The following is a 24,252-nucleotide window of genomic DNA, read 5'->3' on the forward strand; positions in this document are numbered from 1 at the left end:
TGCCGTTTCCACCAGGTTTCCCGCAAGATACCCGGAACGAGGGCGATAACCTCGGTTTCGGGAGGCGCGCATGTCGGCGAAGTTCGACGCCATCTACCAGCGGTCGATCGACGATCCCGCCGGATTCTGGGGCGAGGCGGCGCAGGGGATCGACTGGATCAAGCCCTGGGAGCGGGTGCTCGACGACCGCAACCCGCCCTTCTACCGCTGGTTCTCCGGGGGTGAGCTCAACACCTGCTGGAACTGCCTCGACCGCCATGTCGAGGCGGGCAGGGGCGCGCAGACCGCGCTGATCTATGACTCGCCGGTCACGCAGACGGTGCAGCGCTTCTCCTATCGGGAATTGCGCGACGCCGTCGCCCTGTTCGCCGGCGTGCTAAGAAACCAGGGCATCGGCAAGGGCGACCGGGTCATCCTCTACATGCCGATGGTGCCGGAAGCGCTGATCTCGATGCTGGCCTGTGCGCGCCTGGGCGCGGTGCATTCGGTGGTGTTCGGCGGCTTCGCGCCGAAGGAGCTGCGCTCGCGGATCGACGATGCCAAGCCCAAGGTGGTGGTGACCGCCTCCTGCGGCATCGAGGTGGCGCGGATCATCGCCTACAAGCCTTTGCTCGACGCGGCGATCGAGCAGGCCTCGTTCAAGCCGGACAAGGTCATCGTGCTGCAGCGGCCGATGGAAGAGGCGAAGCTCATCACCGGCCGCGACATCGACTGGAACGAAGCGCTCGCGGCGGCAAAGCCGGCGGGCTGCGTGCCGGTGGCGGCGACCGATCCGCTCTACATCCTCTATACCTCCGGCACGACCGGGCGGCCGAAGGGCGTGGTGCGCGACAACGGCGGCCATGCGGTGGCGCTGCACTGGTCGATGGAGAATATCTACAGCCTCAAGCCGGGCGAGACCTGGTTCACGGCGTCGGATGTGGGCTGGGTGGTCGGCCATTCCTATATCGTCTATGCGCCGCTGCTCAAGGGCTGCACCACGATCCTCTATGAGGGCAAGCCGGTGGGCACGCCGGATGCGGGGGCGTTCTGGCGCGTGATCTCCGAGCACAAGGCCAAGGCGATGTTCACCGCGCCGACCGCCTTCCGCGCGATCCGCCGCGATGATCCGGAAGGGACGCTACTCAAGAACTACGATCTCACCGGCTTCCGCGCGCTGTTCCTCGCCGGCGAGCGATCGGATCCGCCGACCTTGGAATGGGCGGAGCAGCTGCTGAAGGTGCCGGTGATCGATCACTGGTGGCAGACCGAGACCGGCTGGTCGATTGCCGCCAACTGCCTGGGCATCGAGCTCTTGCCGGTGAAACACGGCTCGCCGACCCGGCCGGTGCCGGGCTGGCGGCTCGAGGTGCTGGACGAAAGCGGCCAGCCCGCCGGACCGGGCGAGATCGGCAATCTTTGCGGCAAGCTGCCGTTGCCGCCGGGCACCTTCCCGACCTTGTGGAACGACGACGCGCGTTTCGTCGAGAGCTATCTCACCCGCTTCCCCGGCTATTACCAGACGGCGGATGCCGGGATGATCGACGAGGACGGCTATGTCCATGTGATGGCGCGGACCGACGACATCATCAACGTCGCCGGCCACCGGCTCTCGACCGGCGGCATGGAAGAGGTGCTGGCGAGCCATCCCGATGTCGCCGAATGCGCGGTGATCGGCGTGCATGACTCGGTGAAGGGCCAGGTGCCGCTGGGCTTCCTGGTGCTGAAGGCCGGGGTCGAGCGGCCGATGGACAAGATCGTCGGCGAGGTGGTGCAGCTGGTGCGCGACCGGATCGGCCCGGTGGCGGCGTTCAAGACCGCGACGGTGGTGAAAAGACTGCCGAAGACGCGTTCGGGGAAGATCCTGCGCGGGACGATGCAGAAGATCGCCGACGGGCAGGACTACCCGATGCCCGCGACGATCGACGATCCCGCAATCTTAAGCGAGATCGACGACGCGTTGCAGGACATCGGCTACGCGAAGAAATGATGCTGAGCCGCGGCGAGAGATGCGCGTCCCCGGATCAAGTCCGGGGACGCGCATGACGCCTTCATTCGGCCGTCATCGCCGGGCTTGACCCGGCGATCTCGTGCCGACTAGCGGCTGCTGCCGCCGGCGCGCTGGCCGCCCTGGCGGTTGCCGCCTTGACGATTTCCGCCCTGGCGTTGGCCGCCGCCGTGATTCCGGCTCTGGCCCTGACGATTGCCCTGGTGATGCGGGCGGCTCTCGCCGTTGCGGTGGCTCTGGCCCTGATGGCCATTGGCCTGGCGGCTCTCGCTGCCGCCGTGGTTGCGGCTGTCGCTGGCGCCGGCGCCCTGGGTCCGCCCGTTGCCGCGGGCCTCGCCGTTGCGATGACCGCCGCCGCCGTTGGCCGACTTGCGCGCAGCCTGGCCCGGTCGGCCCTTGTGCTGGCCGCGGTTGCCGCCGCGATGGCGCATCGGGATGGCGCCATCGTCATCGAGCGGCGCGTTGCGCGGATCTTCCGGCACGCCGATGAAGGCATGGTCCGCGACCACCGGCACCTTCATGCGGGTGATGCGCTCGATGTCGCGCAGCAGGCCGCGCTCCTCGTGATCGCAGAAGCTGAGCGCGACGCCGGTGGCGCCGGCGCGCGCGGTGCGGCCGATGCGGTGGACATAGGCTTCCGGCTCCATCGGCAGCTCGTAGTTGACGACATGGCTGATGCCGTCCACGTCGATGCCGCGGGCGGCGATGTCGGTCGCGACCAGAACCTTCACCTTGCCGTTCTTGAAGGCGTTCAAGGCCTGCTGCCGCGCGCCCTGGCTCTTGTTGCCATGGATCGCGGCAGTGCCGAAGCCGTCCTTCTCGAGCTGCTCGGCGAGACGATTGGCGCCGTGCTTGGTGCGGGTGAAGACGATGGCGCGGGTCATCTCCGGCGTGCCGAGGAGCTGCGCCAGCAGTGCACGCTTGTGGCCGCGGGCGACGTAGTAGAGCTTCTGGTCGATTCGCTCGGCGGTGGTCGATTGCGGCACGACTTCCACCCGGATCGGATCCTTCAGCAGGCCCTTGGCCAGATCGGCGACGTCGTTCGGCATGGTGGCCGAGAACAGCAAGGTCTGGCGCTGCTTGGGGAGCAGCGGGGTGATGCGGCGGATGTCGCGGATGAAGCCCATGTCCAGCATGCGGTCGGCCTCGTCGAGCACGAAGAACTCCGCGCTCTCGAGCTTCACATGGCCCTGCTGGATCAAGTCGATCAGGCGGCCCGGCGTGGCGACGACGATGTCGATGCCCTTGCGCAGCGCGTCGACCTGCGGGTTCTGGCCGACGCCGCCGAAGATCTGCGTCGAGCGCAGCGGCAGGTGACGGCCATAGGTCTTCAGGCTCTCGAGGATCTGCACCGCGAGCTCGCGGGTCGGGGTGAGGATCAGGGCGCGCATCGACTTCGGTGCGGCGCGCTTCTTGGTCTCCATCAGGCGCTGCAGCATCGGCAGCACGAAGGCCGCGGTCTTGCCGGTGCCGGTCTGGGCGAGGCCCAGCAGGTCGCGGCCCTGGAGGAGGTGCGGGATGGCGCGCGCCTGGATCGGCGTCGGGCGCTCGTAGCCGGATTCCTTCACCGCCTGCATCAGCGGCGCGGTGAGCGAGAGATCGGCGAACAAGGCAATCTCGTTCGTGGTGGTCTTGGTCTGGGTATGCGTAGTCGTAGTCAAAGCCGGGATTCCTTTCGGCAAGTGTCATCAAGCCGAAAGAATGGCAGCGCGCAGGATGCGCGCGGCGAAACGCCGGCGAGCGAGCCCGAGGCGCGCCGCTCGAGTACTATGACGGGGATGGATCTTAATCTCAGGACGGGCGCCCCAATGAGTGTCTGGCAGGGGGGCGCAAGCGCGCAGTCGCGAGAAATGCAGGCCTCATATGATGGATGAGGCCTGCAATGTCAAGGAAAAGCGGATTTCCCTTATTTTCCGTCACCCCCGGGGGCCTGGCAGATGCGGCGCGAGATGCCCGGGTCAAGCCCGGGCATGACGTTTCGGGACTACTGCGGCTTGATCCAGGAGATCGTGTCGGTCCACTTCATCTGCTGGACGAAGTCGTTGTAGCCGATCGAATACTCACCGTTGACGTCGAGCTGCTGGGCGCCGACGTCGGTATAGGGGTTGGCGCCCATCGGATAGGGCCGGGGGTCGTTGACGATCAGCCGGAGATCGGACGGCGTGCCTTCATAGCCGATCACCAGCACGACATCCTTGGCGCCCTTGTCGCCTTCGCCGGTCTTCGGCGGCTGCACGATCGCGACGAAGGGCCGCTCGAAGCGGATCTCGTGGATCGCGTCGATCGGCGACAGCACCTTGTGCTGCTGATAGCGCATCACCACCGGATCCTCGCCGAAGAACTTGTAGGCGAAGGGCGAGTAGCCCTGGATCAGCTTCAGGGTCGCCTGTTCCGCGGAGAGCTTGGGCGCCTCGCAGGCCTGCACGCCGGTCAGGAAGTCGGCCAGGCTGCACTGCCAGTTCTCGGCGCCGTAGAGCGGCGGCACGTTGTAGAAGTCCATGATCATCTGGCCGACGGCGGCCCAGCTCCAGCCGGGCTTGGATTCCTGGATCGCCGGGATGTCGAGCTCGGCCTTGGGCGGAATCACGTCGGGCACGGTGTCCTGGGCGCGGGCGACCATCGGCCCGGCGAGGCCGACGACCAGAGCGGCTGCCGCGAGACCGGCACGAAGACGGGAGCGAATCATGACTTTGGCTTTCCTTGGCAGCTCTCAGCGATCAGATTCCCCTTCGTACTAGGGGGCGCCGATTCGGCGAGAGGACAACAATCGGGCAGGTCCGAAGGTTGCACAGAATTTCGTGGTAGAAAACGCTGAAACCGCAGTTCACGCGGCTGTCATCCTCGCCGGCGGGCTGTCCCGCCGGCTGGGCGGCGGCGATAAATGCCTGCTGCCCTTGGCCGGCCGGCCGCTCCTTGCGCATGTGATCGCCCGCGTCCGGCCGCAGGTTTCGGCGCTGGCCTTGAACGCCAACGGCGATGCGACTCGCTTCCGGGACTTCGGGCTCGACGTGGTGGCGGATGACGCGGCGGACTTCGCGGGGCCGCTGGCCGGGATTCTGGCGGCCCTGGATTGGGCGCAACGCGCGCATCCTGCCGCGATGGCGGTGCTGACCGTGCCGGCCGATACGCCCTTTCTGCCCCTGGACCTGGCGGCCCGCCTGAACGCGGCGGGCGCACCGGCGGTGGCGCGGAGCGCGGGCCGGATCCATCCGGTCGTGGGGCTTTGGCCGCTGGCGCTGCGCGACGACCTTCGGTCCGCCTTGCGCCGGGAAGGGATGCGCAAGGTGGAGGACTGGACCCGTCGCCTCGACCCGGCCATCGTCGATTTCGAGGCCGGGCCGATCGATCCCTTCTTCAATATCAACACGCCCGAGGACCTGGAGCGCGCCGCGGCGCTGCTATGAGCCGGGGCGGTCAGGATCGGCGGCGACCAGAGCGACGCGGTCGATCAGGATCAGCACCTTCCCGGCGCCCTCGAAGTTGACGGTCACGCGCTGCCCGCTCACCGACTGGACCTGGCCAAGGCCCCAGTCCGGGCGGTCGGGATGGCGGACGAAAGCGCCGGGCGTCAGGAGCTGGACCATCCACGGTTGGATACCAGATTCGGAGCGAGCGTGCGCATCCTCACTCCTCGCAAAGTAAGCTCTGGTCGACCGGGAGCGAACCGCTAAACTGAGGGCGATTGGGGAAACAGCCAGAGTTGCGCCTTATGGACTTCGACCTGCAGATCCTGGAACTGGTTTGCTCGCGGCTCTGCCATGACCTGATCAGCCCGGTCGGCGCCGTCGGCAACGGGCTCGAGCTCATGGCCGAAGAGGGCGACGACGAACTCCTCGAGGACGCCAGAAAGCTGGTCGAGAGCAGCACCCATCGCGCTTCGTCGCTGCTCCAGATGTACCGTTGCGCCTATGGCAATGCCGGCAACCAGCCGAGCTTCGGGGCCGGAGAGGCGGTGAAGCTGGCCCGGGAAGCGCTGGACCCGGCCCGGGTCGAGTTCAAGGCCGACCTGCCGGTGGTCGCGGACTGGCCCCAGGGATTCGGCAAGCTGTTGCTCAATGCCATCCTGACCGCGGTCGAGTGGCTGCCCCGTGGCGGCAAGTTGTCGCTGGCTGCCTCCGAGTCCGACGGCAAGGCCGTGTTCGGGGTGACCGTCGAAGGCCAGCAGGCCGGCTATTCCCCGGAAGTCGCACGCCTTCTGGCGCTCGACCGGGCCGGTATTGAACTGACCGCCCATAACATCCAGCCCTATCTGACCGGGCTGGTCGCCAGCCACAACAAGTTCCGCCTGGAACTCACGCAACCCGCGGCCGGGATGGCGATTTTGCAGGGCCGGACGGCCGCTTAGCCCCCGCCGGCCGCTGGTTAAGGGCGATGGGATTTTGAGCCGCTGGGTTCACCCTAAATTAATGCTTTTCTGAAAATCTGAGCCTCAATCCGGCCCCGCTGAGAGGGTCGGTCCGGTATGTCCGCGCGTACCTCACAACGGGGCCAAAGCTATGGATGATCTGCTCAAAGAATTTCTGACCGAGACCTCGGAGAACCTCGCCGTGCTCGATGTCGAGCTGGTGAAGCTCGAGCAAAATCCCAACGATATGGAGCTGCTCGGGAACATCTTCAGGCTCGTTCACACGGTGAAGGGCACCTGCGGCTTCCTCGGCCTCTCGCGGCTGGAATCGGTCGCGCATGCCGGCGAAAACGTCCTTGGCAAGGTCCGGGACGGCGAGATCGAGGTCGGCGCCGAAGCCGTCTCGCTCATTCTCGAATGCCTCGACCGGATCCGCACAGTGATGACCGATCTCGAAGCCACCGGCTCGGAGCCGGCCGGCGACGACACCGATCTCATCAAGCGCCTCAATGCCTTCGCCGAATCCGGCGGCGTCAGTTCGGCGCCCGCGGCTGCGGCAGCGCCCGTGGCGGCCCCGGCAGCTCCGGTTTCGGCGCTGGCCGCGGCGGAAAGCTCGGCTTCGATCTACGAGCAGATCGGCGGCATGGGCACGGTCGATGCGGTGGTCGAAGTCTTCTTCTCCCGCGTGACCGGCGATCTGCGCGTGAAGCAGGTCTTCGACGGCGCCAGCATTGACCATCTGCAGGGCCAGATGCGCGACTATCTCGCGAAGCTCTGCGGCGGACCGGATTCCAGCGCCAAGTCGGTGCTGATCGAGCGCAACATGAACGACGCGCAGTTCGACGCGGCCTGCGGCCATTTGCAGGCGGCGCTGAACCAGCTTGAAGTCTCCGCCGCGCTCTCGGCGCGGATCATGGGCATGATTTTCGCGACCCGCGACGAGGCGACCGGCGGCGCGACCGCCCCGGTTTCGGTCCCGGCCAGCGACGAGGTCGTCGCCGAGCCGGCGGCCAAGCCCGCCAAGGCCGCCGCCAAGAAGGACGCCGGAGCCGAGGGCGGCGCTGCCGCGGAATCGGTCGCCAACCAGACCATCCGCGTCAACGTCGAGTTGCTCGAGAACCTGATGACCATGGTCAGCGAGCTCGTGCTAACCCGCAACCAGGTCCTGCAGATCCTCCGCAAGCAAAAGGACAGCGAGTTCGCCGCCCCGCTGCAGCGCCTCAACCACGTCACTTCCGAATTGCAGGAAGGCGTGATGAAGACCCGCATGCAGCCGATCGGCAATGCCTGGGCCAAGCTGCCGCGCCTGGTGCGCGACCTCAGCCACGAATTGAAGAAGAAGATCGACCTGGTGATGATCGGTCAGGAGACCGAGCTCGATCGCCAGGTGCTCGAGATGATCAAGGACCCGCTGACGCATATGGTGCGCAACTCGGGCGACCATGGCCTCGAGACCCCGGAAGAGCGCCGCCGCATCGGCAAGCCGGAGACCGGCAAGATCACCTTGAACGCCTATCACGAGGGCGGCCACATCGTCATCGAGATCTCCGATGACGGCAAGGGCCTGCCGATGGAGAAGATCAAGGCGAAGATCATCGCCAACAATCTCGCCTCCGAGGCCGATCTCGAGGGCATGAGCGACCAGCAGATCCAGCAGTACATCTTCAAGGCCGGCTTCTCGACCGCGGCCGCCGTCACCAGCGTCTCCGGGCGCGGCGTCGGCATGGACGTGGTCAAGACCAACATCGAGAAGATCGGCGGCACCGTCGAGCTGCGCTCGATCGAGGGCAAGGGCACGACCTTCTCGATCAAGATCCCGCTCACCCTCGCCATTGTCTCGGCCCTGGTGGTCGAATGCGCCGGCGAACGCTTCGCGATCCCGCAGATCAGCGTGGTCGAGCTGGTGCGCGCGACCCAGAACGGCGAGCTCAAGGTCGAGAAGATCAAGGACACGCCGGTCCTGCGCTTGCGCAACAAGCTGCTGCCGCTGGTTTCGCTCCGCGACAAGCTGGAGCTGAACGAGGGCAAGGAGACCAACGAGAACGACACCTTCATCGTCGTGACCCAGGTCGGTACCTACAACTTCGGCATCATGGTCGACCGGGTGTTCGACACCGAGGAAATCGTCGTGAAGCCGGTGGCGCCGATCCTGCGCCACATCCCGATGTTCTCGGGCAACACCATCCTCGGCGACGGCAGCGTGATCATGATCCTGGATCCGAACGGCATCGCCGAGGCTTCGGGTCAGATGGGCATCTCCGACGGCGAATCCGCCGAGGCAAAGAGCGCCAAGTCGCGGGCGCATGACGAGGAGCAGGTTCCGCTGCTGCTGTTCCGCACCGGCTCGGGCGTGCCGATGGCCGTTCCGCTGGCCCTGGTCGCGCGTCTCGAGGAGATCGACCGCAAGACCATCGAGCGGTCGAACGACCGCTCGGTCGTGCAGTATCGCGGCCAGCTGATGCCACTCATTCCGATGAGCCCCGAGCACGAGATGGGTGGGCAGAAGGAAGGCCGCCAGCCGGTGCTGGTGTTTGCCGACCGCGACCATTCCATGGGCCTGATGGTGGACGAGATCGTCGATATCGTCGAAGCCAAGCTCAACGTCGATCTGGCCGCCGAGCAACCGGGCCGCATCGGCTCGGCGATCATCGCCGGCCAGGCGACCGAGATCGTCGATGCCGGCTATTATCTCAGCCAGGCGTTCAAGGATTGGTTCGGCTCGCAGCAGCAGGATGCCGTCGAGACCGGCAGGCGCCGCCGCGTGCTGCTGGTCGATGACAGCGCCTTCTTCCGCAACCTCCTGGCGCCGCAGCTGACCGCCGCCGGCTTCCAGGTCATCGCCATGGACTCCGCCGACAAGGCGCTCAGCCTGAGCGAGGCGGGCGAAGAATTCGACCTCATCATCAGCGACATCGAGATGCCGGGGATGAACGGTTTCGAGTTCTGCGAATCCGTGAAGAAGAATGCACGCTGGCAGGCGACGCCGATCATCGCCTTGTCGTCCCACGCCAGCCCGAAGGACATTGCGCGCGGCCGCCAGGTCGGGTTTGACGACTATGTCGCCAAGTACGACCGCGACGGCCTGGTTCACACCATGAACGAAGCGCTTGCCGAACTGATGAGAGGTGCCGCATGAGCCGCAACCAAGAAACCGCGACCGAAGCCGTCACGACCGGCAAGGTCGGAGCCGGGGAGAACCGCGATTACGTGACCATGTCGATCGGCGGACAGCTGTTCGGCATCCCGGTCCTGAAGGTCCAGGACGTCCTGGGTACCCAGACCATCACCCGGGTGCCGCTGGCGCCGGTGGAGGTTGCCGGCTCCCTGAACCTGCGCGGCCGCATCGTCACCGCGGTCGACGTCCGGCTGCGCCTCGGCCTGCCGAAGCGCGACAGCGACAAGCAGGCCATGTCGGTCGTCGTCGAGCACGAGGGCGAGCTCTACAGCCTGCTGGTCGACAGCGTCGGCGAGGTCTTGAGCCTGGAAAGCCGGGATTACCAGCGGAACCCGCCCACGCTCAATCCGAGATTGCGCGAGTTCTCCGATGGGATATATCGTCTGAACGATTCCCTGCTCGTGGTGCTCAGCGTCTCGTCGCTTCTGAATTTCGGTAATCGGGCGGACGCCGCTTAACCTTTCAAGTCGTATCGTCTTTGAGGGGCCTGCCGCGGGCGAACGGGATGAGATGAGGACCCGGTTCGCCCGGTCGGCAGACGGAGACTGCGCTTATGAAGTCGTGCTTGATCGTCGATGATTCCAAGGTCGTTCGGATGGTGGCCCGCAAGATAATCGAGGGCCTCAACTTCGCGATCGAGGAAGCCGATAACGGCCAGACCGCGATGGACCAGTGCCTGAAGCGGATGCCGGACGCGATCCTGCTCGACTGGAACATGCCCGTCATGAGCGGCATCGATTTCCTGCGCAACCTGCGGCAGATGCCGGGCGGCCAGACGCCGGTCGTGGTGTTCTGCACCACCGAGAACGACATCCAGCACATTCAAGAGGCGATCAGCGCGGGCGCCAACGAATACATCATGAAGCCCTTCGACAGCGAGATCATCGAATCGAAGTTCAGCCAGGTCGGGCTTCTTTAACGTTAATAAGTAAAAGGCTCGGTACCAGGGAATGCGGCCTGAAACCAAACCAGTAGTCGCCGCCGGCGGCGGACCCTATCGGGTCATGATCGTGGACGACTCCGCGGTCATTCGCGGCCTGCTCACGAAGACGCTGGAGACCGACCCCGAGATCAAGGTGGTGTCGACGGTCGGCAACGGTCAGGCGGCGATCGATGCGCTGAAGCGCAACGACATCGACGTCATCGTGCTCGACATCGAGATGCCGGTGATGGACGGGCTGACCGCGCTGCCGAAGCTGCTGGAAGCCAAGCCCGGCGTCCAAGTCATCATGGCCTCGACGCTCACGCTCAAGGGCGCTTCGGTCAGCATGAAAGCGATGTCGCTCGGCGCCGCCGACTACCTGCCCAAGCCGACCACGACCACGGGCATCAGCACCGCCGACGATTTCAAGCGCGACTTGGTCGAGAAGGCGAAGAGCTGGGGCCTGGTGGCGCGCAAGAAGCGCGGCCTGCCGCCGGGCTCCGCCGCGGCCCCGGGCAGCAGCGTGCCGCCGCCGCCCAAGAAGCTCTATCCCGGCGCGGTCACCCTGCGACCGGCGCCATTGGTGCAGGGCAAGGTGGACTGCCTGGCGATCGGCTCCTCGACCGGCGGCCCGCAGGCGCTGTTCAACGTGTTCCGTGCCTTGGGCCGGGTCGACCGCATGCCGGTCTTCGTCACCCAGCACATGCCGGCGACCTTCACCACCATCCTGGCCGAGCACCTCGCCCAGGCTTCCGGCATGCCGGCGGCGGAGGCCAAGGATGGCGAGGCTGCCCTCCCGGGGCGGATTTATGTCGCGCCGGGCGACTTCCACATGACCGTGGAGAGCCAGGGCGGCAGCATGGTGGTCCGGCTGAACAAGAATCCGCCCGAGAATTTCTGCCGGCCCGCGGTCGATCCGATGCTGCGCTCGATCGCCAAGGCCTATGGCAACCGCACCCTGTTTGTCATGCTGACCGGAATGGGGCAGGATGGCTTGAAGGGGGCCAGGGAGCTCGTCAACGCGGGAAGCACGGTCATCGCCCAGGATGAAGCCAGCAGTGTCGTTTGGGGCATGCCGGGCGCCGTCGCCTCGGCCGGGCTCTGCACGGCAGTGCTGCCGCTCAATGAGATCGGGGCCTACGTCAAGAAGGCCCTCATGAGGTCGGCGGCATGACGGTGACGGATTTCGATTTCATCTGTCAGATCCTGAAGCAGCGCTCCGGCCTGGTGCTCGGCAACGACAAGGCCTACCTGCTGGAGAGCCGCCTGCTCCCCGTGGCCCGCAAGTACAAGCTCGCCTCGTTCGAGGACTTGGTGCGCCTGATCCGCGTGAAGAGCGACGAGACGGTGATCAAGGACGTGGTCGAGGCGATGACCACGAACGAGTCCTTCTTCTTCCGCGACACCAAGCCGTTCGACCAGTTCAAGCAGATCTGCCTGCCGACCCTGATGGCGGCGCGGCCGAACAAGACGATCCGGATCTGGAGCGCGGCGGCGTCCTCCGGCCAGGAATGCTATTCGCTGGCGATGATCCTCTCCGAGATGTCGGCGCAGCTCGCCGGCTGGAAAATCGAGATCCTCGGCACCGACCTCTCGACCGAGATCCTCGATCGCGCCAAGGAAGGCATCTACTCGCAGTTCGAGGCGCAGCGTGGCCTGCCGATCAACCTGCTGGTCAAGTACTTCACCCAGGTCGGCGACCGCTGGCAGATCAGCCCGAAGATCCGCGCCATGGTGCAGTACAAGGAATTCAACCTGCTGAACGACCCGCGGCCGCTCGGCAAGTTCGACGTCGTGTTCTGCCGCAACGTGCTGATCTATTTCGACCAGCCGACCAAGTCGAAGATCCTGAACAACATCGCCGCCCTGATGCCGAACGACGGCTATCTGTTCCTCGGCGGCGCCGAGACCGTGCTCGGCATCACCGACAAGTTCCAGCTCCTCGCCGGCCAGCGCGGCGTCTACGGCCTGACCGCCGGCCAGACGCCCGCATCCGCCGCCAAGCCGGCCGCGCCGGGCGCGCTCCGCGCCTGAGGCCTCAGGCCCCGGATTCAGGGCCGCGTAAACTTCCAGTCGATTACCAGCTTCGCCGGACGACCCAGGAGCCCGTCCTCGACCTCGCGCGTCAGGGTGCCGCTGGCGGTCTTGCATGCGCCGCAGGATACGCTGATCTGCGCGCCGCCGACCTGGCCCGGCTTGAGCGTGCGCGTCTCCTCGAAGCTGCCGGTCTTCACTTCCTTGCTCTGCGACGTAACGGTCTTCTTGACCTTCGCAAAGCCCGGCACCGGCATGGTGAAGATGAGGGAGCCGGATTGCGTGTCGACCTCGGCCATGACGCCCAGAGTGAAGCTGGTGTTGCCCTGCAGGTCGGTCAGCTTGCCCGCGCCGGAAACCGCGGTGTCGAAGGCGCAGGGCGTCTGGTTCTTCAATGAGCAGGCGGCGTCGAAATAGGCCTCGTGCGCCTTCTCGGTCACCTTGAAGCTGCCGGATTGCGGGCCGGCGGAGAACAGCTGATAGCGGTTGCCCGGCATGGCGCTCGCGGTCTCGATGTTCTGCTGCGCCGCCTTGAGCTTCGGATCGCTGGGGTCGATCTGCTGGCTCATCTTCATGGTTTCCTGCGTGATGCAGGCTTCGTCGTCGCCGCATTTTTCCATGATCTTCTGCGCCATATCCATCATGCCCTGCATGTTCTGGGCGCCGGCCGCGGCGGCTTCCTGGCGCTGCTGCATGGCGGCGTTCTCGCCGGCATCGGGCTGGTGCATGGCGCCGAACCCGGCGGGCTTTTCGGCGATCAGCGTCGCCGCCACCTCATAGCGGTTCTCGATTGACCAGATCACCTCGCGCTCATGCGAAGCGGGCCGGTCGGTGCCGCCGCCGGTCAGCGTATAGGTGAGCGTAAGGGTCGCCTTGGATTTCGGCGGCGAAAAGGGATCGGCCGCAGCCGGCATCGAAAGGAGCGCGACCGCGAGGCCGCAGAAGATCGTGCGCAGACGTCGGGGCGCTGCCTTGCTCTTTGACATGGGTTCGGATCCATCCCTGGTTCATCCGTGCGGCGAAAGCAATCGAGGTTCGCCTGCAATTCGCAGCGCGGCCAGCTGAAACCCGGGTCAGCGTGCCGGACGTCACAGCTTTCCGTTGGACCCGCACACGAAGATCCGAGTTGGCCGGAAACGCATAAACAAAGAAGCCCGGACTGAGCCGGGCTTCCCTGATGCATTCGGTATGGCGAAACGGATCAGGCGCTCTCGGCCTTGGCCGGCTGGCCGGCGGCTTCCGGATCGCGCAGCACATAGCCGCGGCCCCAGACCGTCTCGATATAGTTCTCGCCGCCGGTCGAGGTGGAGAGCTTCTTGCGGAGCTTGCAGACGAAGACGTCGATGATCTTCAGCTCCGGCTCGTCCATCCCGCCGTAAAGATGGTTGAGGAACATTTCCTTGGTGAGCGTCGTGCCCTTGCGCAGACTCAAGAGTTCCAGGATGCCGTATTCCTTGCCGGTCAGATGCAGCGGCTGGCCGCTCACCTCGACAGTGCGGGTGTCGAGATTGACCACCAGCTTGCCGGTCTTGATGACCGAATCCGAATGACCCTTGGAGCGGCGGACGATCGCCTGGATGCGGGCGATCAGCTCGCGGCGGTCGAACGGCTTGGTCAGGTAGTCGTCGGCGCCGAAGCCGAGACCCTTGATCTTGCTGTCCAGCTCGCTCAAACCCGAAAGGATCAGGATCGGAGTGTTAACGCGCGAGCTTCTGAGCCGGCGCAACACCTCATATCCGTCGATGTCGGGGAGCATGAGGTCGAGCAGGATGATGTCATAATCATAGAGCTTGCCGATCTCGAGACCGTCTTCGCCCAGATTGGTCGAATCTACGATGTAACCTTCCGCTTTCAGCATCAGCTCGATGCTCTTGGCGGTATTGGTATCGTCTTCGACTAACAGCACGCGCATGGCTGCACCCTTTCGTGCACTATTTTGCCACCGGTGTGACCCTGTGAATATTAACCATTTGGGCGGCCAATTGTAAAGGATTGCGTGGCCGGCCCGGGTCTCACCAGACTTCGTTCCTAAGTGGCTGATTTGTCCGGAAAGTTAAGACATTCTCCCAAGTCAGCATTAACCGCAGGTTAACGCCGATTGTTTATGGTTGGCCCCATCTGGAACCCCTGGCTGGCGCTAGACCCAACCTTGATCAAGACACTTGAACCATTGATGCGGGAATTGGCCCGCGTGCCGGACGTGACGATCTACGGCAAGGTTGCCGCGATCCTCGGCATGCTGGTCGAGATCGCCGGGCTGGAAGACTCGCTCTCGATCGGCTCGCGGGTCGACCTGGTCGACCGTACGGGCAACCGGGTGCCGAGCGAGGTGGTCGGTTTCCGCGACGGCCGGGCGCTCGCCATGTCTTTCGGCTCGCTGGACGGCGTCGGCCTCGGCAGCAAGGCCGTGTTGGTCCATGACGAACCGGCGATCCGGCCGACCAATGGCTGGCTGGGCCGGGTGGTCAATGCACTGGGCGAGCCGATCGACGGCAAGGGCCCGCTGCCGCTCGGTCACAAAGCTTGCCGGATCCGCGCCAATCCGCCGCCGGCGCATCTGCGCGCCCGGGTCGGCGGCAAGATCGATCTCGGCGTGCGCGCCATCAACACCTTCACCACCGTCTGCCAGGGCCAGCGCCTCGGCATCTTCGCGGCTTCCGGCATCGGCAAGTCGGTGACGATGTCGATGATGGCGAAATACACCAGCCTCGACATCAACGTGATCGGGCTTATCGGCGAGCGCGGCCGCGAGGTGCAGGAGTTTCTCGAGGACGAGCTTGGACCCGAGGGTCTCGCGCGCAGCGTGGTCGTGGTCGCGACCTCGGATGAATCGCCGCTGCTGCGCCGCCAGGCGGCGCAGATGACCCTGACCCTCGCCGAGTTCTTCCGCGACCAGGGCCGCCACGTGCTCTGCATGATGGATTCGGTCACCCGCTTCGCCATGGCCTTGCGCGAGATCGGGCTTTCCGCCGGCGAGCCGCCGGCCAGCAAGGGTTACACGCCTTCCGTCTTCGCCGGCCTGCCGCGGCTGCTCGAGCGCGCCGGTCCCGGCCTGGTCGGCTCCGGCAGCATTACCGGCCTGTTCACCGTGCTGGTCGAGGGCGACGATCACGACGAGCCCATCGCCGATGCCTGCCGCGGTATCCTCGACGGCCATATCGTGCTCGAGCGTTCCATTGCCGAGCGTGGGCGCTATCCGGCGATCAACGTCTTGCGCTCGCTGTCGCGCACCATGCCGAACTGCAACAACGAGCAGCAGAACGACATGATCCGCATCGCGAGACAGAACATGTCGGTCTATGACGACATGGCGGAGCTGATCCGCCTCGGCGCCTATCGCCGCGGCACCGACCCGACGGTCGACCGCGCGATCGAGCTCCGGCCGGCATTGGAGAAGTTTCTGTCCCAGCGCAAGACCGAGCGTTCGGACCTCGAGACCGGGTACCGGGAACTGGCCGCCATTGTCGCCATGCCCTATGACGGGGCGGACGGCGCCGCCCCGACCGAGGCCGCCACAACCGAGGCCCCCCCGCCTGAGGCCAAGGCATGAGCGGCCTCGACCAGATGCTGCGGCTGCAGAAATGGACGCTGGACGAGAAGCGGCGCCAGGCGACCGACCTCGAGGCGCTGATCGAGCGCCTGCGCGGCGACATCCGCCGCCTGGAAGAGGAGGTCGCCAACGAGGTCGAGGCGGCGCGCAACGACATCGAGCTGAGCCGCATGCTGCCCGACTACAAGCGGACGATGGCGGAGCGGCGCGAGCGGATCGAGAAGTCGGTCGCCGACCTCAGCGCCGAGCTCGACAAGCTGCGCGACCAGATCATGGAATCCTTCGCCGAGCTGAAGAAGACCGAGCAGACCATCGCCAACCGCGCGCAGCGCCAGCGCGTCGCCCAGCGCCGCCGCGAGCAGAACCGCGCCGACGAAGTCGGATTGCAGCTGCATCGCCGCAAGAAAGACACCACGCTCTAACTCCCGCCCGACAAGCCGAGCAAAATTCGCCTGCGGAGCGGCGGAACTCGCCCGGCCTGCGCCGATTATCCCGTTGTGAAACCGGAACAATCGAGGAGGAAGCGATGGCACAGGCCATTCCGCGCAGTCAGCAGACCTTGAAGAAGGACGAGACGGTCAACCTGATCGCCGCGACCAAGGTCAACGGAACCAAGCTCTTCAACCGCAAGGGCGAACGCGCCGGCGAAGTCGAAGACATCATGCTCGACAAGGTCTCGGGCCATGTCGCGTATGCAGTAGCGGCCTTCGGCGGCTTCCTCGGCCTGGGCGAGACGCGGCGGGCGATCCCGTGGAGCGTGCTGCGTTACGACACCAGCCTCGACGGCTACGTCGCCGATGTCGATGACTCGGTGCTGAAAGACGCGCCCAACGAGATCCCGTCAAACGACAGCTATTACCGCGACCTCGACTGGAACTCGCGGGTCTACAGCCATTTCGGCGTCCCGCCGTACTGGATCTGAACGACTGCCTGCGCGCGATGGGCGCGCGGGCCATCCATTTAAAAGGAAATATCATGAGCAAGTTCAAAACCGGCCTGCTCGCCGGCAGCTTCATCGCGGCTTTTGCCGTCACCCCGGCGCTCGCGCAGGATTCCACCACCGCCCCGGCCAAGCCGGCGGCGCCGGTCAGCACCGAGGCCTCCACCAATGTCGGCGTCGGCGCGGTCGATGCCGGCAAGCTGATCGGGGAGGACGTGGTCGACGCGAGCGGCAAGACGGTCGGCGAGATCGAAAGCGTGATCGTCGATACCAAAGGCAAGGTCACGTCGGTGGTGCTGGATATCAGCGGCTGGCTGGAATCCGAGAAGCGGATCTCCGTGCCGTGGACCGATCTCAAGGCCGATGCCGACGGCAACATCCACAGCAGCATCACCAAGGAGTCGGCACAGGCAGCCGCCGGCTACAAGTACAGCACCGAGGCCAATCGCGGCAAAGTGCTGAACGATTCCGGCCAGCTCTATGCGAGCGACAGCGCGCAGGAGCCGACGACGGCGCAAACCACCGCAGCCGACACCAGCCGCCCGGCGGCGCTGAATGCCGACGGCTCGATCAACGCCAGCAAGGTGGTCGGGGTCAATGTCGTCAACAACGCCAACGACACGGTCGGCGAGATCAGCGAAGTCCTGCTGGATGATTCCGGCAAGGTCTCGGGCGTGGTCGTCGATGTCGGCGGCTTCCTCGGCATCGGCACCCACGCGGTGAAGCTGGCCTGGAACCAGATCAAGATGACGAACCAGGACGGCAAGCTGCAGGCCGTGGTCAACATGGACAAGAACGCGCTGAAGCAGATGCCGGAATACAAGACCAACGGCTGAGGCTGCGCAGTTCGAGGCCGGCGGAGTTCGCTCCGCCGGCCTTTTCTTTATGCGGTGAGACCGTCGCGCGACTGCCGGAGCTCGTCGAGCGGCGAGACCGGGAAGACCTCGACGGTGCGGAATTCCAGCGCGCCGGTGGCGCCGCCGACCTCCAGCGCGTTCTCGAAGATATTGATGATGTCCTGGCGCTGATTGCGCGAGAGCCGGCTGCGGCTGCGGATCATCAGGTCGAAGCGCCTGCCGCGGATCAGTCCGTCGAGCTGGAAGGCGCCGAGTGCGGCGAAATTCACATCCACCAGGAAGCGGGTGCCCTGGTCCTTCTTGTCCGGCTCGCTGCCTTCGCCGCCGCTGTTGTGCCGGTAGTAGAGGTTGATCTGGGTGAGGCCGACCCGCGGGTCGTAGACCGGCAGGAACAGGGCGCGCCAATCGACCGCCGGCCGATCCTTGGCGAGATCGGAAAGCTGGGTGAACTCCTCTCTGAGGCGCTTCACCATCTCCTCTTTCTCGATGGGAAGCTTGCGCCCGGCGAGCATCGGCTGAAGCAGCCGCTCGATCTCACCGCTGCGATAGGCCCCGATCGCGGCGGCGAGCCCGGCCGCGAGCCGCGGCCCGGTTTGCGGGATGCCGGGCGGCGGCGGAGTCTCCGGATCATGGGAAGTCCCGACCGGCACGCCGCGCAGCACCGCAATGAGATCGTCCAGCGCTGGCCAGCGGTTGGAGAGATAGAGCAACGCCTGCTGCGGGCTGGTGATCGGCGGCAGCGGTGCTGCCGCGGGCGGCGCGATCGGCTCCAGCACCAGGGCCACCTGCGCGCCGACCGGCAGGCGCGTGCGCTCCTGCATCATCAGCGCGCCGGCGGGCGTGTCGATCACGGCATGGCCGGCGCGGGTATAGCCCAGCACCTTGCCGATCAGCGGCACAGCGCTGCCGGTCAGCCGCGCCGCCTCCGGGGCAATCTCGATCTCCCCGCCCTTGGTCGGCAGCACCGCGACCACATGCAGCGTGAGCTCGCTGCCGGCGGTTAGCATGGTCGGCAGCGCCGGCGTGGTCGCCGCCGCCGTCGTGCTGCCGGCGAGGAATTGTGCGAGCAACGGACCCGCGCCCGAGGCGAGCGGCATCGGCATCGCGCCGGGCGGCACATGCGCCGCCGGGATACTGCCGGGCGGGACGCTGGATGCGGGGACGCTTCCCGGCGGGACATTCGCGATCGGCATGCTGCCCGCCGGAAGATTCCCCGGCAGAGGCGTACCGGCCGGCAACGGTGTCGCGCCCTTCGGCAGCGGCACGGTCTCCGCCGCGTCGGCGGCGGCGAACAAGGCAGCGATGCGCGTGGCGACATCGGGTTGCAGGATCGTGGCGCCGCTGCCGGGCTGCGCGACGGCGGTGACGAGGACGGTAGAAGCGGGAACGCCACCGGCTTGCGGCGGTGAAGCGGCGGGAACAGCCGGTGACGGCTGCGGGCTCGCGGGCAGTGTTGCCGACGGTTGTGTCGTGCCTTGCGGCAGCGGACTCGGCCTATCGGGATCGACCGGGGCCAGGATCGGGCCGGTCGGAACGGGGGTCGTTGTCGGCGGTTCGACCAGCGCCCGGGCCTGGGCCAGGATCTGTGCCTTCTGCGCGGCATCGGGCGGTGCCGCGATCGGCGGGTTCGGCGCGGTGAAAGGCTCGATCTCCACATCCGGCGTCGGCAGGAGAGAGGCGGCCGGCGGCGCTTGCACGACGACGGCCTTGACGCTGCTGCCGGCGATCTGGATCGGCGGCGGCGCAGCCGGGCGCGGCGCCGGCTCGGCCTTGCTCTTGTGCGCGGCCGCACCTGCAGCGCCGCTCTGCGCGGTGGCGGCGGAACTCGCGCCACCGGCGCTGCCGCTGCCGGCCTGGTGGGCTTTCTCGGCGTTGCGGTTTCCGGCTTCGACCGCGAGGATCAGCACCTGCAAGCGATCGCCGCCGGCATTGCGGACTTCGAGCGTCACCTGGCTGCCGGCGGGAATCGCCGCATTGGTGGCGACGCTGACCGTGCCCTTGTCGGTGGCGATGGTGGTCAAGCCGTCGCTGCCCTTGCCCAGCACCGTGCCTTTGAGGATGGTCCCGGTCACCAGGCCGAGCAGGCTGCGCGGCGGATCCGGCACGACGCCGGACATTACGTTGGGCCCGGTGGACGTGCCGGGGAGATTGCGGCTGATCGGGTTGAAGAGGTCGCTCACGCCCCGCGCCTGGCGGAGGTCTGCTCGCCGCCGGTGATCTCGAACATTTTGCGCGCCAGCGCCTCGATGTCGGTCGCCGCCGGGCTGCTCGGGTGCCGCACCAGGAGCGGCGTCTGGGTCGAGATCGCGTCGCGCACCTTGGGGTCGCGGCGGATCACGCCGAGCAGCGGGACGCGGCGTTTGAGGAAGCGCTCGCAGGCCTTGGCGAGAGTCTCATAGGTGCGCTGGCCGATCTCGCGGCTGGAGGCCATGTTGACGACCACGCCCATCGGAGTCTCCTTGTGCTGCTCCTGGGCGTCGAGAGTCACCATCTTGATCAGCGCATAGGCATCGGTGAGGGCGGTCGGTTCGTCGGTGGTGACCACCAGGCAGAAGCCGGCGCGGCTGGCGAGATAGCGCACCGGGCGCTCGATGCCGGCGCCGAGATCGACCACCACGCGGCCATAGGAATCGCCGACCGCGCGCAGGCCCTGGGCCAGCGCCTGCAGCCGATTGATCGGCATGCTGGCGAGCGAGCCGGATCCGGACCGCCCGGCGATCAGGTCGAAGCCGCCGCTCGGATAGTTGATGACGGCGCGGCTTAAGGGCAGGTGGCGCTCGAGCGCGGTGCCGAGATCCATGCCGGGCTGGATGCCGAGCTGCACGTCGATGTTCGCCAGGCCGAGATCGCCGTCGAACAGCAGCACGCGCTGGCCGAGCTTGGCGAGCGCCTGGGCCAGCGAGATGCTGAGCCAGGTCTTGCCGACGCCGCCCTTGCCGGAGGCGACGGCGATAACATTGGCGATCGGTTCATCCGACGGCGTCGTCGCCGTGCGGACGGGTGACTCACTCATGTTCTTGATCCCACTGGTCGCTTCCGGCTTCCGCTTGCCCCCTCGGAATCCGGCTTCTTACGCGCCACCCCGCCCTGGCGACCGAAATTCGGCCGTTCCCCATCTGGTTCAGGGGCGACTCGCGCGGCGGTAGCGCTATTTTGCCCGCGTTTCGGCGCTTCCGCCATCTCTTGCGGCATCAGCAGCCGGGCCAGCGCATCGGCCCCGAAGAACATCAGGCCATTGGCGATTTCCGGGGAAACCCCGAATTCCGCAAAGCCCAGCTGCCCGCCCTCGGCACAAGCAAGCAGCGCGCCATAGCGCCGGGCGGCGTCGATCCGGGTTGCGATCAGCCGCTGGCAGCCGACCTCCGAGAACAGCTGGCCCAATTCGGCGGATTCGGAGACGTCACCCCCGGCGGCCAGGGTCAGGACCGGCTCCGCCTTGACCGAGGCGGCCAGGTCGGCCAGGGCCGCCATGTCGTCGGGTTTGAGCGGGTTGATGCCGGCGGTGTCGATCAGCACCAGGGCACCCTCGGGCGCGGCGCCGACCGCGCGCTTCAAGGCCCCGGCGTTCTTCGCCTGATAGGCGGTGATGCCCATGGCCTTGGCATAGGTCGCGAGTTGGTCGATCCCGCCTGCCTTGGCGAGGTCGCAGGTGATGGCGACGACTGGCCATTTCTGCGCCCGCGCGCCGGCGGCGAGCTTGGCGAGCGTAGCTGTCTTGCCGGCCCCGGGCAGGCCGACCAGCATGATCGGGCGCTCCGGCCGGTTCTGCAGGATCGGGCTGTAGGTGAAGCGGGAGCGAAGCGCCGCGCCCAGCGCCTGGCGCGGATTCTCCAGCAGGAAATTCTCGGCCAGGGTCAGCAGCCGTTCGGACAGCAGTTCCGGCACGCGGTGGAAGTCGAGCGCGCCGGCGATCGCGTCCATCGGCTCGACCGTGAGCAGGGGTGCGGGCTCCAGGATGGCGGCCCGATCCAGCGCGGCCGTGATCTTCACCTGCTTGCCCGCGGTCTCGGTGCTCAGGATCACGGCATCAGGGCCGAGCTCATCGCGCACCAGGCGGATGGCTTCGCTCATAGTCGCGGCGCTGAAGGTTCGAAGTCGCATGGGGCTATCTTATACTAGAGCAATGTCCTGCCAATTTGCGCCGTCGCCCTCCGGGTTCGCCCGCAGTGCCGCTACGCGCCCATTGGGCGAAGGCCCGATCTTGTGCGCCTTCGCGCACGGGGCCCGCTTCCTAGCGGACGGACTCGCTGCTGGCGAACAGAATGGCCCAAATTGGCAGGACATTGCTCTCGGACCCCGCCGCGCGATCAGATCTGCCCGAGGGTGCGGATCTTCGCCTTCGCATGGATCTCGTTCTGCGACATCACCATGGTGGTCGCCCGGAACCGCTCGATGATCTGCCGGACGAAGGGCCGGATCCCCGGGCTGGTCAGTAGGACCGGAGACTCACCCATGATGGCGAAGCGCTCGAAGGTCTGGCGCACCGACTGGATGAACTGCTGCAGCTGGGTCGGCGGCATGACCAGGTGGCGCTCCTCGCCGTCGCCGGCGATCGAATCCGCGAAGGCCTGCTCCCATTCCGGCGACAGCGTCACCAGCGGAATGATGCCGCCCGCATCGGTGGCGGAATCCGAGATTTGGCGCGCGAGCCGGGCGCGGACATGCTCGACGATCGAGGTGATGTTGCGGGAATAGCCGCAAGCCTCGGAGATGCCTTCGAGCACGTTGGGCAGGTCGCGGATCGAGACCCGCTCGCCCAGCAGGGTCTGCAGCACGCGCTGCACGCCGCCGACCGAAATCTGGCTCGGCACCAGGTCGGCGACCAGCTTCTGCTGCTCCTTCGGCAACTCGTCCAACAGTTTCTGCGTCTCGGCGTGAGACAACAGCTCGGACATGTTGTCCTTGACGATCTCGGTCAAGTGGGTGGTGATCACGGTTGCGGGATCGACCACGGTATAGCCGCGGAACAGCGCTTCCTCGCGCGCGGAAGGGTCGACCCACATCGCCGGCAATCCGAAGGCGGGCTCGGTGGTCTCCTCGCCGGCCATGCCGATCTTGTCGCCGCGCGGGTCCATGACCATGATCATGTTGGGACGGAGATCGCCGCGGCCGGCCTCGATCTCCTTCACCCGCACGATGTAGGAGTTGGCGTTGATCTGCAGGTTGTCCTGGATGCGCACCGCCGGCAGGATGAAGCCCATCTCGGTTGCGAGCTGGCGCCGCAGCGCCTTGATCTGGTCGGTCAGGCGATGGCCGCGCTCGGTGTTGATCAGGCCGAGCAGGCCGTAGCCGAGCTCCAGCCGGATCGCGTCGATGGTGAGCGCGGTCGAGATCGGCTCTTCGAGGACGGGGGCCGCCGCTTCCTTCTTCTTCTGCTGCTGGACCTGGTCGACCGCAGCGCGCTTCTCCTTGCGGGTCAGCAGGAATGCCGCGCCGCCGGCCAGCAGCGCCAGCACCAGGAAGGGCAGGGCCGGGATGCCCGGCAGCAGCCCCAGCAAGGCCATCAGGAAGGCGGCGAGGCCGAGCGCGAGCGGGTGGCCGGATAGCTGCTTGAACAGCGCCTTGTCGGTCGAGCCGACCATGCCGGCCTTGGTGACCAGCATGCCGGCGCCGGTCGAGACGATCAGCGCCGGGATCTGGCTGACCAGGCCGTCGCCGACCGTGAGCAGCGTGTAGGACGTCGCGGCGTCGCTCAGGCTCAGGCCCTGCTGCACCACGCCGATGATGATGCCGCCGACGATGTTGATGAGGACGATGACCAGGCCGGCGATCGCGTCGCCGCGCACGAACTTGGCGGCGCCGTCCATGGCGCCGAAGAAATTGCTCTCGTCCTCGAGTTGCTTGCGCCGGGCCTTGGCTTCGGTCTCGTCGATCAGGCCGGCGGAGAGGTCGGCATCGACCGCCATTTGCTTGCCGGGCATCGCGTCCAAGCTGAAGCGGGCCGAGACTTCGGCGATACGGCCGGAACCCTTGGTGATGACGACGAAGTTCACCAACACCAGGATCGCGAACACGATGATGCCGATGACGTAGTTGCCACCCATGATGAAGCCGCCGAAGGCCTCGATGACATGGCCGGCGGCGGCGGTTCCCTCGTGGCCGTGCGACAGGATCAGGCGGGTCGAGGCCAGGTTCAAAGAGAGGCGCAGCATGGTGACGACCAGCAGCACCGTCGGGAAGGTGGAGAAGTCGAGCGGCTTTTCGATCAGCAGCACGACCATCAGCACCAGGACCGAGATCGTGATCGACAAGGCCAGCGAAATGTCGAGCAGCCAGGCCGGCATCGGGAAGATGAGGACGGTCAGGACCGCCATCATGCCCAAGGCGAACAGGATCTCGCCGCGCCGCAGCGTCGCGATCACCCGGTTCATGTTGAAGCCGCCGCGCGCCGCTCCGGCTTGCGGAGCGGCGGTGGGTGCGGCGTTGCTGGCGTCGGACATGG

Annotated in this window: 21 protein-coding genes; 12 read left to right on the forward strand and 9 right to left on the reverse strand. The window is 66.4% G+C overall.

Going from position 1 to position 24,252, the window contains the following annotated elements; genetic code table 11:
• The first annotated feature begins 70 nt into the window (after positions 1–70).
• Entirely contained in the window at positions 71–1,969 is a 1,899-nt protein-coding gene (locus ACYQ4T_RS04645) for a propionyl-CoA synthetase (protein ID WP_459851111.1), read from the forward strand.
• 107 nt (positions 1,970–2,076) lie between these two features.
• On the opposite strand, the gene ACYQ4T_RS04650 is transcribed toward ACYQ4T_RS04645, so the two are convergent.
• Entirely contained in the window at positions 2,077–3,648 is a 1,572-nt protein-coding gene (locus ACYQ4T_RS04650; protein WP_459851112.1) for a DEAD/DEAH box helicase, read from the reverse strand.
• A 323-nt stretch (positions 3,649–3,971) separates the two neighbouring features.
• Complete coding sequence (locus ACYQ4T_RS04655; protein ID WP_459851113.1) at positions 3,972–4,673, reverse strand: hypothetical protein; 702 nt, start codon at positions 4,671–4,673, stop codon at positions 3,972–3,974.
• A gap of 112 nt (positions 4,674–4,785) precedes the next feature.
• On the opposite strand from ACYQ4T_RS04655, the gene mobA reads away from it, so the two are divergent.
• Positions 4,786–5,391, forward strand: a complete 606-nt coding sequence (gene mobA / locus ACYQ4T_RS04660) for a molybdenum cofactor guanylyltransferase MobA (RefSeq protein ID WP_459851114.1) — start codon at positions 4,786–4,788, stop codon at positions 5,389–5,391.
• Here the strand turns inward: mobA and ACYQ4T_RS04665 are convergent.
• On the reverse strand, positions 5,386–5,571 hold the full coding sequence (locus tag ACYQ4T_RS04665; protein WP_459851115.1) for a DUF3553 domain-containing protein: 186 nt from the start codon (positions 5,569–5,571) through the stop codon (positions 5,386–5,388). The two genes, mobA and ACYQ4T_RS04665, sit on opposite strands and share 6 nt — an antisense overlap.
• Before the next feature lie 125 nt (positions 5,572–5,696).
• Here ACYQ4T_RS04665 and ACYQ4T_RS04670 point away from each other — a divergent pair, with 125 nt between their 5' ends.
• From ACYQ4T_RS04670 to ACYQ4T_RS04695, 6 genes are all read left to right on the forward strand, one after another.
• On the forward strand, positions 5,697–6,332 hold the full coding sequence (locus ACYQ4T_RS04670; protein ID WP_459851116.1) for a histidine phosphotransferase family protein: 636 nt from the start codon (positions 5,697–5,699) through the stop codon (positions 6,330–6,332).
• 151 nt (positions 6,333–6,483) lie between these two features.
• Positions 6,484–9,468, forward strand: a complete 2,985-nt coding sequence (locus ACYQ4T_RS04675; protein ID WP_459851117.1) for a chemotaxis protein CheW — start codon at positions 6,484–6,486, stop codon at positions 9,466–9,468.
• Entirely contained in the window at positions 9,465–9,965 is a 501-nt protein-coding gene (locus tag ACYQ4T_RS04680; protein WP_459851118.1) for a chemotaxis protein CheW, read from the forward strand. Before ACYQ4T_RS04675 ends, ACYQ4T_RS04680 begins: the two co-directional genes overlap by 4 nt.
• Before the next feature lie 95 nt (positions 9,966–10,060).
• Positions 10,061–10,426: a response regulator gene (locus ACYQ4T_RS04685; protein ID WP_028100043.1), complete on the forward strand. Its 366-nt coding sequence runs from the start codon at positions 10,061–10,063 to the stop codon at positions 10,424–10,426.
• A 31-nt stretch (positions 10,427–10,457) separates the two neighbouring features.
• A complete protein-coding gene (locus ACYQ4T_RS04690) occupies positions 10,458–11,603 on the forward strand; it encodes a protein-glutamate methylesterase/protein-glutamine glutaminase (protein ID WP_459851119.1) in 1,146 nt (381 codons plus the stop codon).
• Entirely contained in the window at positions 11,600–12,463 is an 864-nt protein-coding gene (locus ACYQ4T_RS04695) for a CheR family methyltransferase (RefSeq protein WP_459851120.1), read from the forward strand. The genes ACYQ4T_RS04690 and ACYQ4T_RS04695 overlap by 4 nt, the downstream gene beginning before the upstream one ends.
• Before the next feature lie 17 nt (positions 12,464–12,480).
• Here the strand turns inward: ACYQ4T_RS04695 and ACYQ4T_RS04700 are convergent, their stop codons facing one another.
• Positions 12,481–13,449 (reverse strand): hypothetical protein, encoded by a 969-nt coding sequence (locus ACYQ4T_RS04700; RefSeq protein ID WP_459851121.1) that lies wholly within the window; start codon positions 13,447–13,449, stop codon positions 12,481–12,483.
• A 215-nt stretch (positions 13,450–13,664) separates the two neighbouring features.
• Complete coding sequence (gene ctrA, locus ACYQ4T_RS04705; protein ID WP_459851122.1) at positions 13,665–14,375, reverse strand: response regulator transcription factor CtrA; 711 nt, start codon at positions 14,373–14,375, stop codon at positions 13,665–13,667.
• Between the two features lie 261 nt (positions 14,376–14,636).
• Between ctrA and fliI the strand changes: the two genes are divergently transcribed.
• From fliI to ACYQ4T_RS04725, 4 genes are all read left to right on the forward strand, one after another.
• A complete protein-coding gene (gene fliI, locus ACYQ4T_RS04710; protein ID WP_459851123.1) occupies positions 14,637–16,013 on the forward strand; it encodes a flagellar protein export ATPase FliI in 1,377 nt (458 codons plus the stop codon).
• Positions 16,010–16,435 carry a flagellar FliJ family protein gene (locus ACYQ4T_RS04715; RefSeq protein WP_459851124.1) on the forward strand — a complete coding sequence of 142 codons (426 nt, stop codon included), beginning with the start codon at positions 16,010–16,012 and terminating at the stop codon, positions 16,433–16,435. Before fliI ends, ACYQ4T_RS04715 begins: the two co-directional genes overlap by 4 nt.
• A gap of 104 nt (positions 16,436–16,539) precedes the next feature.
• A complete protein-coding gene (locus tag ACYQ4T_RS04720; protein WP_459851125.1) occupies positions 16,540–16,935 on the forward strand; it encodes a PRC-barrel domain-containing protein in 396 nt (131 codons plus the stop codon).
• 53 nt (positions 16,936–16,988) lie between these two features.
• Positions 16,989–17,789: a PRC-barrel domain-containing protein gene (locus ACYQ4T_RS04725; protein ID WP_459851126.1), complete on the forward strand. Its 801-nt coding sequence runs from the start codon at positions 16,989–16,991 to the stop codon at positions 17,787–17,789.
• 47 nt (positions 17,790–17,836) lie between these two features.
• On the opposite strand, the gene ACYQ4T_RS04730 is transcribed toward ACYQ4T_RS04725, so the two are convergent.
• The 4 genes from ACYQ4T_RS04730 to flhA form a co-directional block, all read right to left on the reverse strand.
• A complete protein-coding gene (locus tag ACYQ4T_RS04730; RefSeq protein WP_459851127.1) occupies positions 17,837–19,990 on the reverse strand; it encodes a hypothetical protein in 2,154 nt (717 codons plus the stop codon).
• Positions 19,987–20,823, reverse strand: coding sequence for a MinD/ParA family protein (locus tag ACYQ4T_RS04735; RefSeq protein WP_459851128.1), 837 nt, complete (start codon positions 20,821–20,823; stop codon positions 19,987–19,989). The genes ACYQ4T_RS04730 and ACYQ4T_RS04735 overlap by 4 nt, the downstream gene beginning before the upstream one ends.
• Positions 20,820–21,911, reverse strand: a complete 1,092-nt coding sequence (locus tag ACYQ4T_RS04740; RefSeq protein ID WP_459851129.1) for a flagellar biosynthesis protein FlhF — start codon at positions 21,909–21,911, stop codon at positions 20,820–20,822. Before ACYQ4T_RS04740 ends, ACYQ4T_RS04735 begins: the two co-directional genes overlap by 4 nt.
• A 206-nt stretch (positions 21,912–22,117) precedes the next feature.
• Complete coding sequence (gene flhA, locus ACYQ4T_RS04745) at positions 22,118–24,250, reverse strand: flagellar biosynthesis protein FlhA (RefSeq protein WP_459851130.1); 2,133 nt, start codon at positions 24,248–24,250, stop codon at positions 22,118–22,120.
• Positions 24,251–24,252: the final 2 nt, after the last annotated feature.

The organism is Dongia sp. agr-C8, assembly GCF_054658695.1.

Bases quoted from the DNA above. Each gene is read 5' to 3' on its own strand.
- ACYQ4T_RS04690 (WP_459851119.1), top strand. From the start codon at position 10,458: ATGCGGCCTGAAACCAAACCAGTAGTCGCCGCCGGCGGCGGACCCTAT.
- ACYQ4T_RS04735 (WP_459851128.1), bottom strand. From the start codon at position 20,823: ATGAGTGAGTCACCCGTCCGCACGGCGACGACGCCGTCGGATGAACCG.
- ACYQ4T_RS04715 (WP_459851124.1), top strand. From the start codon at position 16,010: ATGAGCGGCCTCGACCAGATGCTGCGGCTGCAGAAATGGACGCTGGAC.
- ACYQ4T_RS04695 (WP_459851120.1), top strand. From the start codon at position 11,600: ATGACGGTGACGGATTTCGATTTCATCTGTCAGATCCTGAAGCAGCGC.
- ACYQ4T_RS04700 (WP_459851121.1), bottom strand. From the start codon at position 13,449: ATGTCAAAGAGCAAGGCAGCGCCCCGACGTCTGCGCACGATCTTCTGC.
- ACYQ4T_RS04725 (WP_459851126.1), top strand. From the start codon at position 16,989: ATGAGCAAGTTCAAAACCGGCCTGCTCGCCGGCAGCTTCATCGCGGCT.
- flhA (WP_459851130.1), bottom strand. From the start codon at position 24,250: ATGTCCGACGCCAGCAACGCCGCACCCACCGCCGCTCCGCAAGCCGGA.
- ACYQ4T_RS04680 (WP_459851118.1), top strand. From the start codon at position 9,465: ATGAGCCGCAACCAAGAAACCGCGACCGAAGCCGTCACGACCGGCAAG.
- ACYQ4T_RS04740 (WP_459851129.1), bottom strand. From the start codon at position 21,911: ATGCGACTTCGAACCTTCAGCGCCGCGACTATGAGCGAAGCCATCCGC.
- ACYQ4T_RS04720 (WP_459851125.1), top strand. From the start codon at position 16,540: ATGGCACAGGCCATTCCGCGCAGTCAGCAGACCTTGAAGAAGGACGAG.
- ACYQ4T_RS04685 (WP_028100043.1), top strand. From the start codon at position 10,061: ATGAAGTCGTGCTTGATCGTCGATGATTCCAAGGTCGTTCGGATGGTG.
- fliI (WP_459851123.1), top strand. From the start codon at position 14,637: ATGCGGGAATTGGCCCGCGTGCCGGACGTGACGATCTACGGCAAGGTT.
- ACYQ4T_RS04645 (WP_459851111.1), top strand. From the start codon at position 71: ATGTCGGCGAAGTTCGACGCCATCTACCAGCGGTCGATCGACGATCCC.
- ctrA (WP_459851122.1), bottom strand. From the start codon at position 14,375: ATGCGCGTGCTGTTAGTCGAAGACGATACCAATACCGCCAAGAGCATC.
- ACYQ4T_RS04655 (WP_459851113.1), bottom strand. From the start codon at position 4,673: ATGATTCGCTCCCGTCTTCGTGCCGGTCTCGCGGCAGCCGCTCTGGTC.
- ACYQ4T_RS04665 (WP_459851115.1), bottom strand. From the start codon at position 5,571: ATGGTCCAGCTCCTGACGCCCGGCGCTTTCGTCCGCCATCCCGACCGC.
- ACYQ4T_RS04670 (WP_459851116.1), top strand. From the start codon at position 5,697: ATGGACTTCGACCTGCAGATCCTGGAACTGGTTTGCTCGCGGCTCTGC.
- ACYQ4T_RS04675 (WP_459851117.1), top strand. From the start codon at position 6,484: ATGGATGATCTGCTCAAAGAATTTCTGACCGAGACCTCGGAGAACCTC.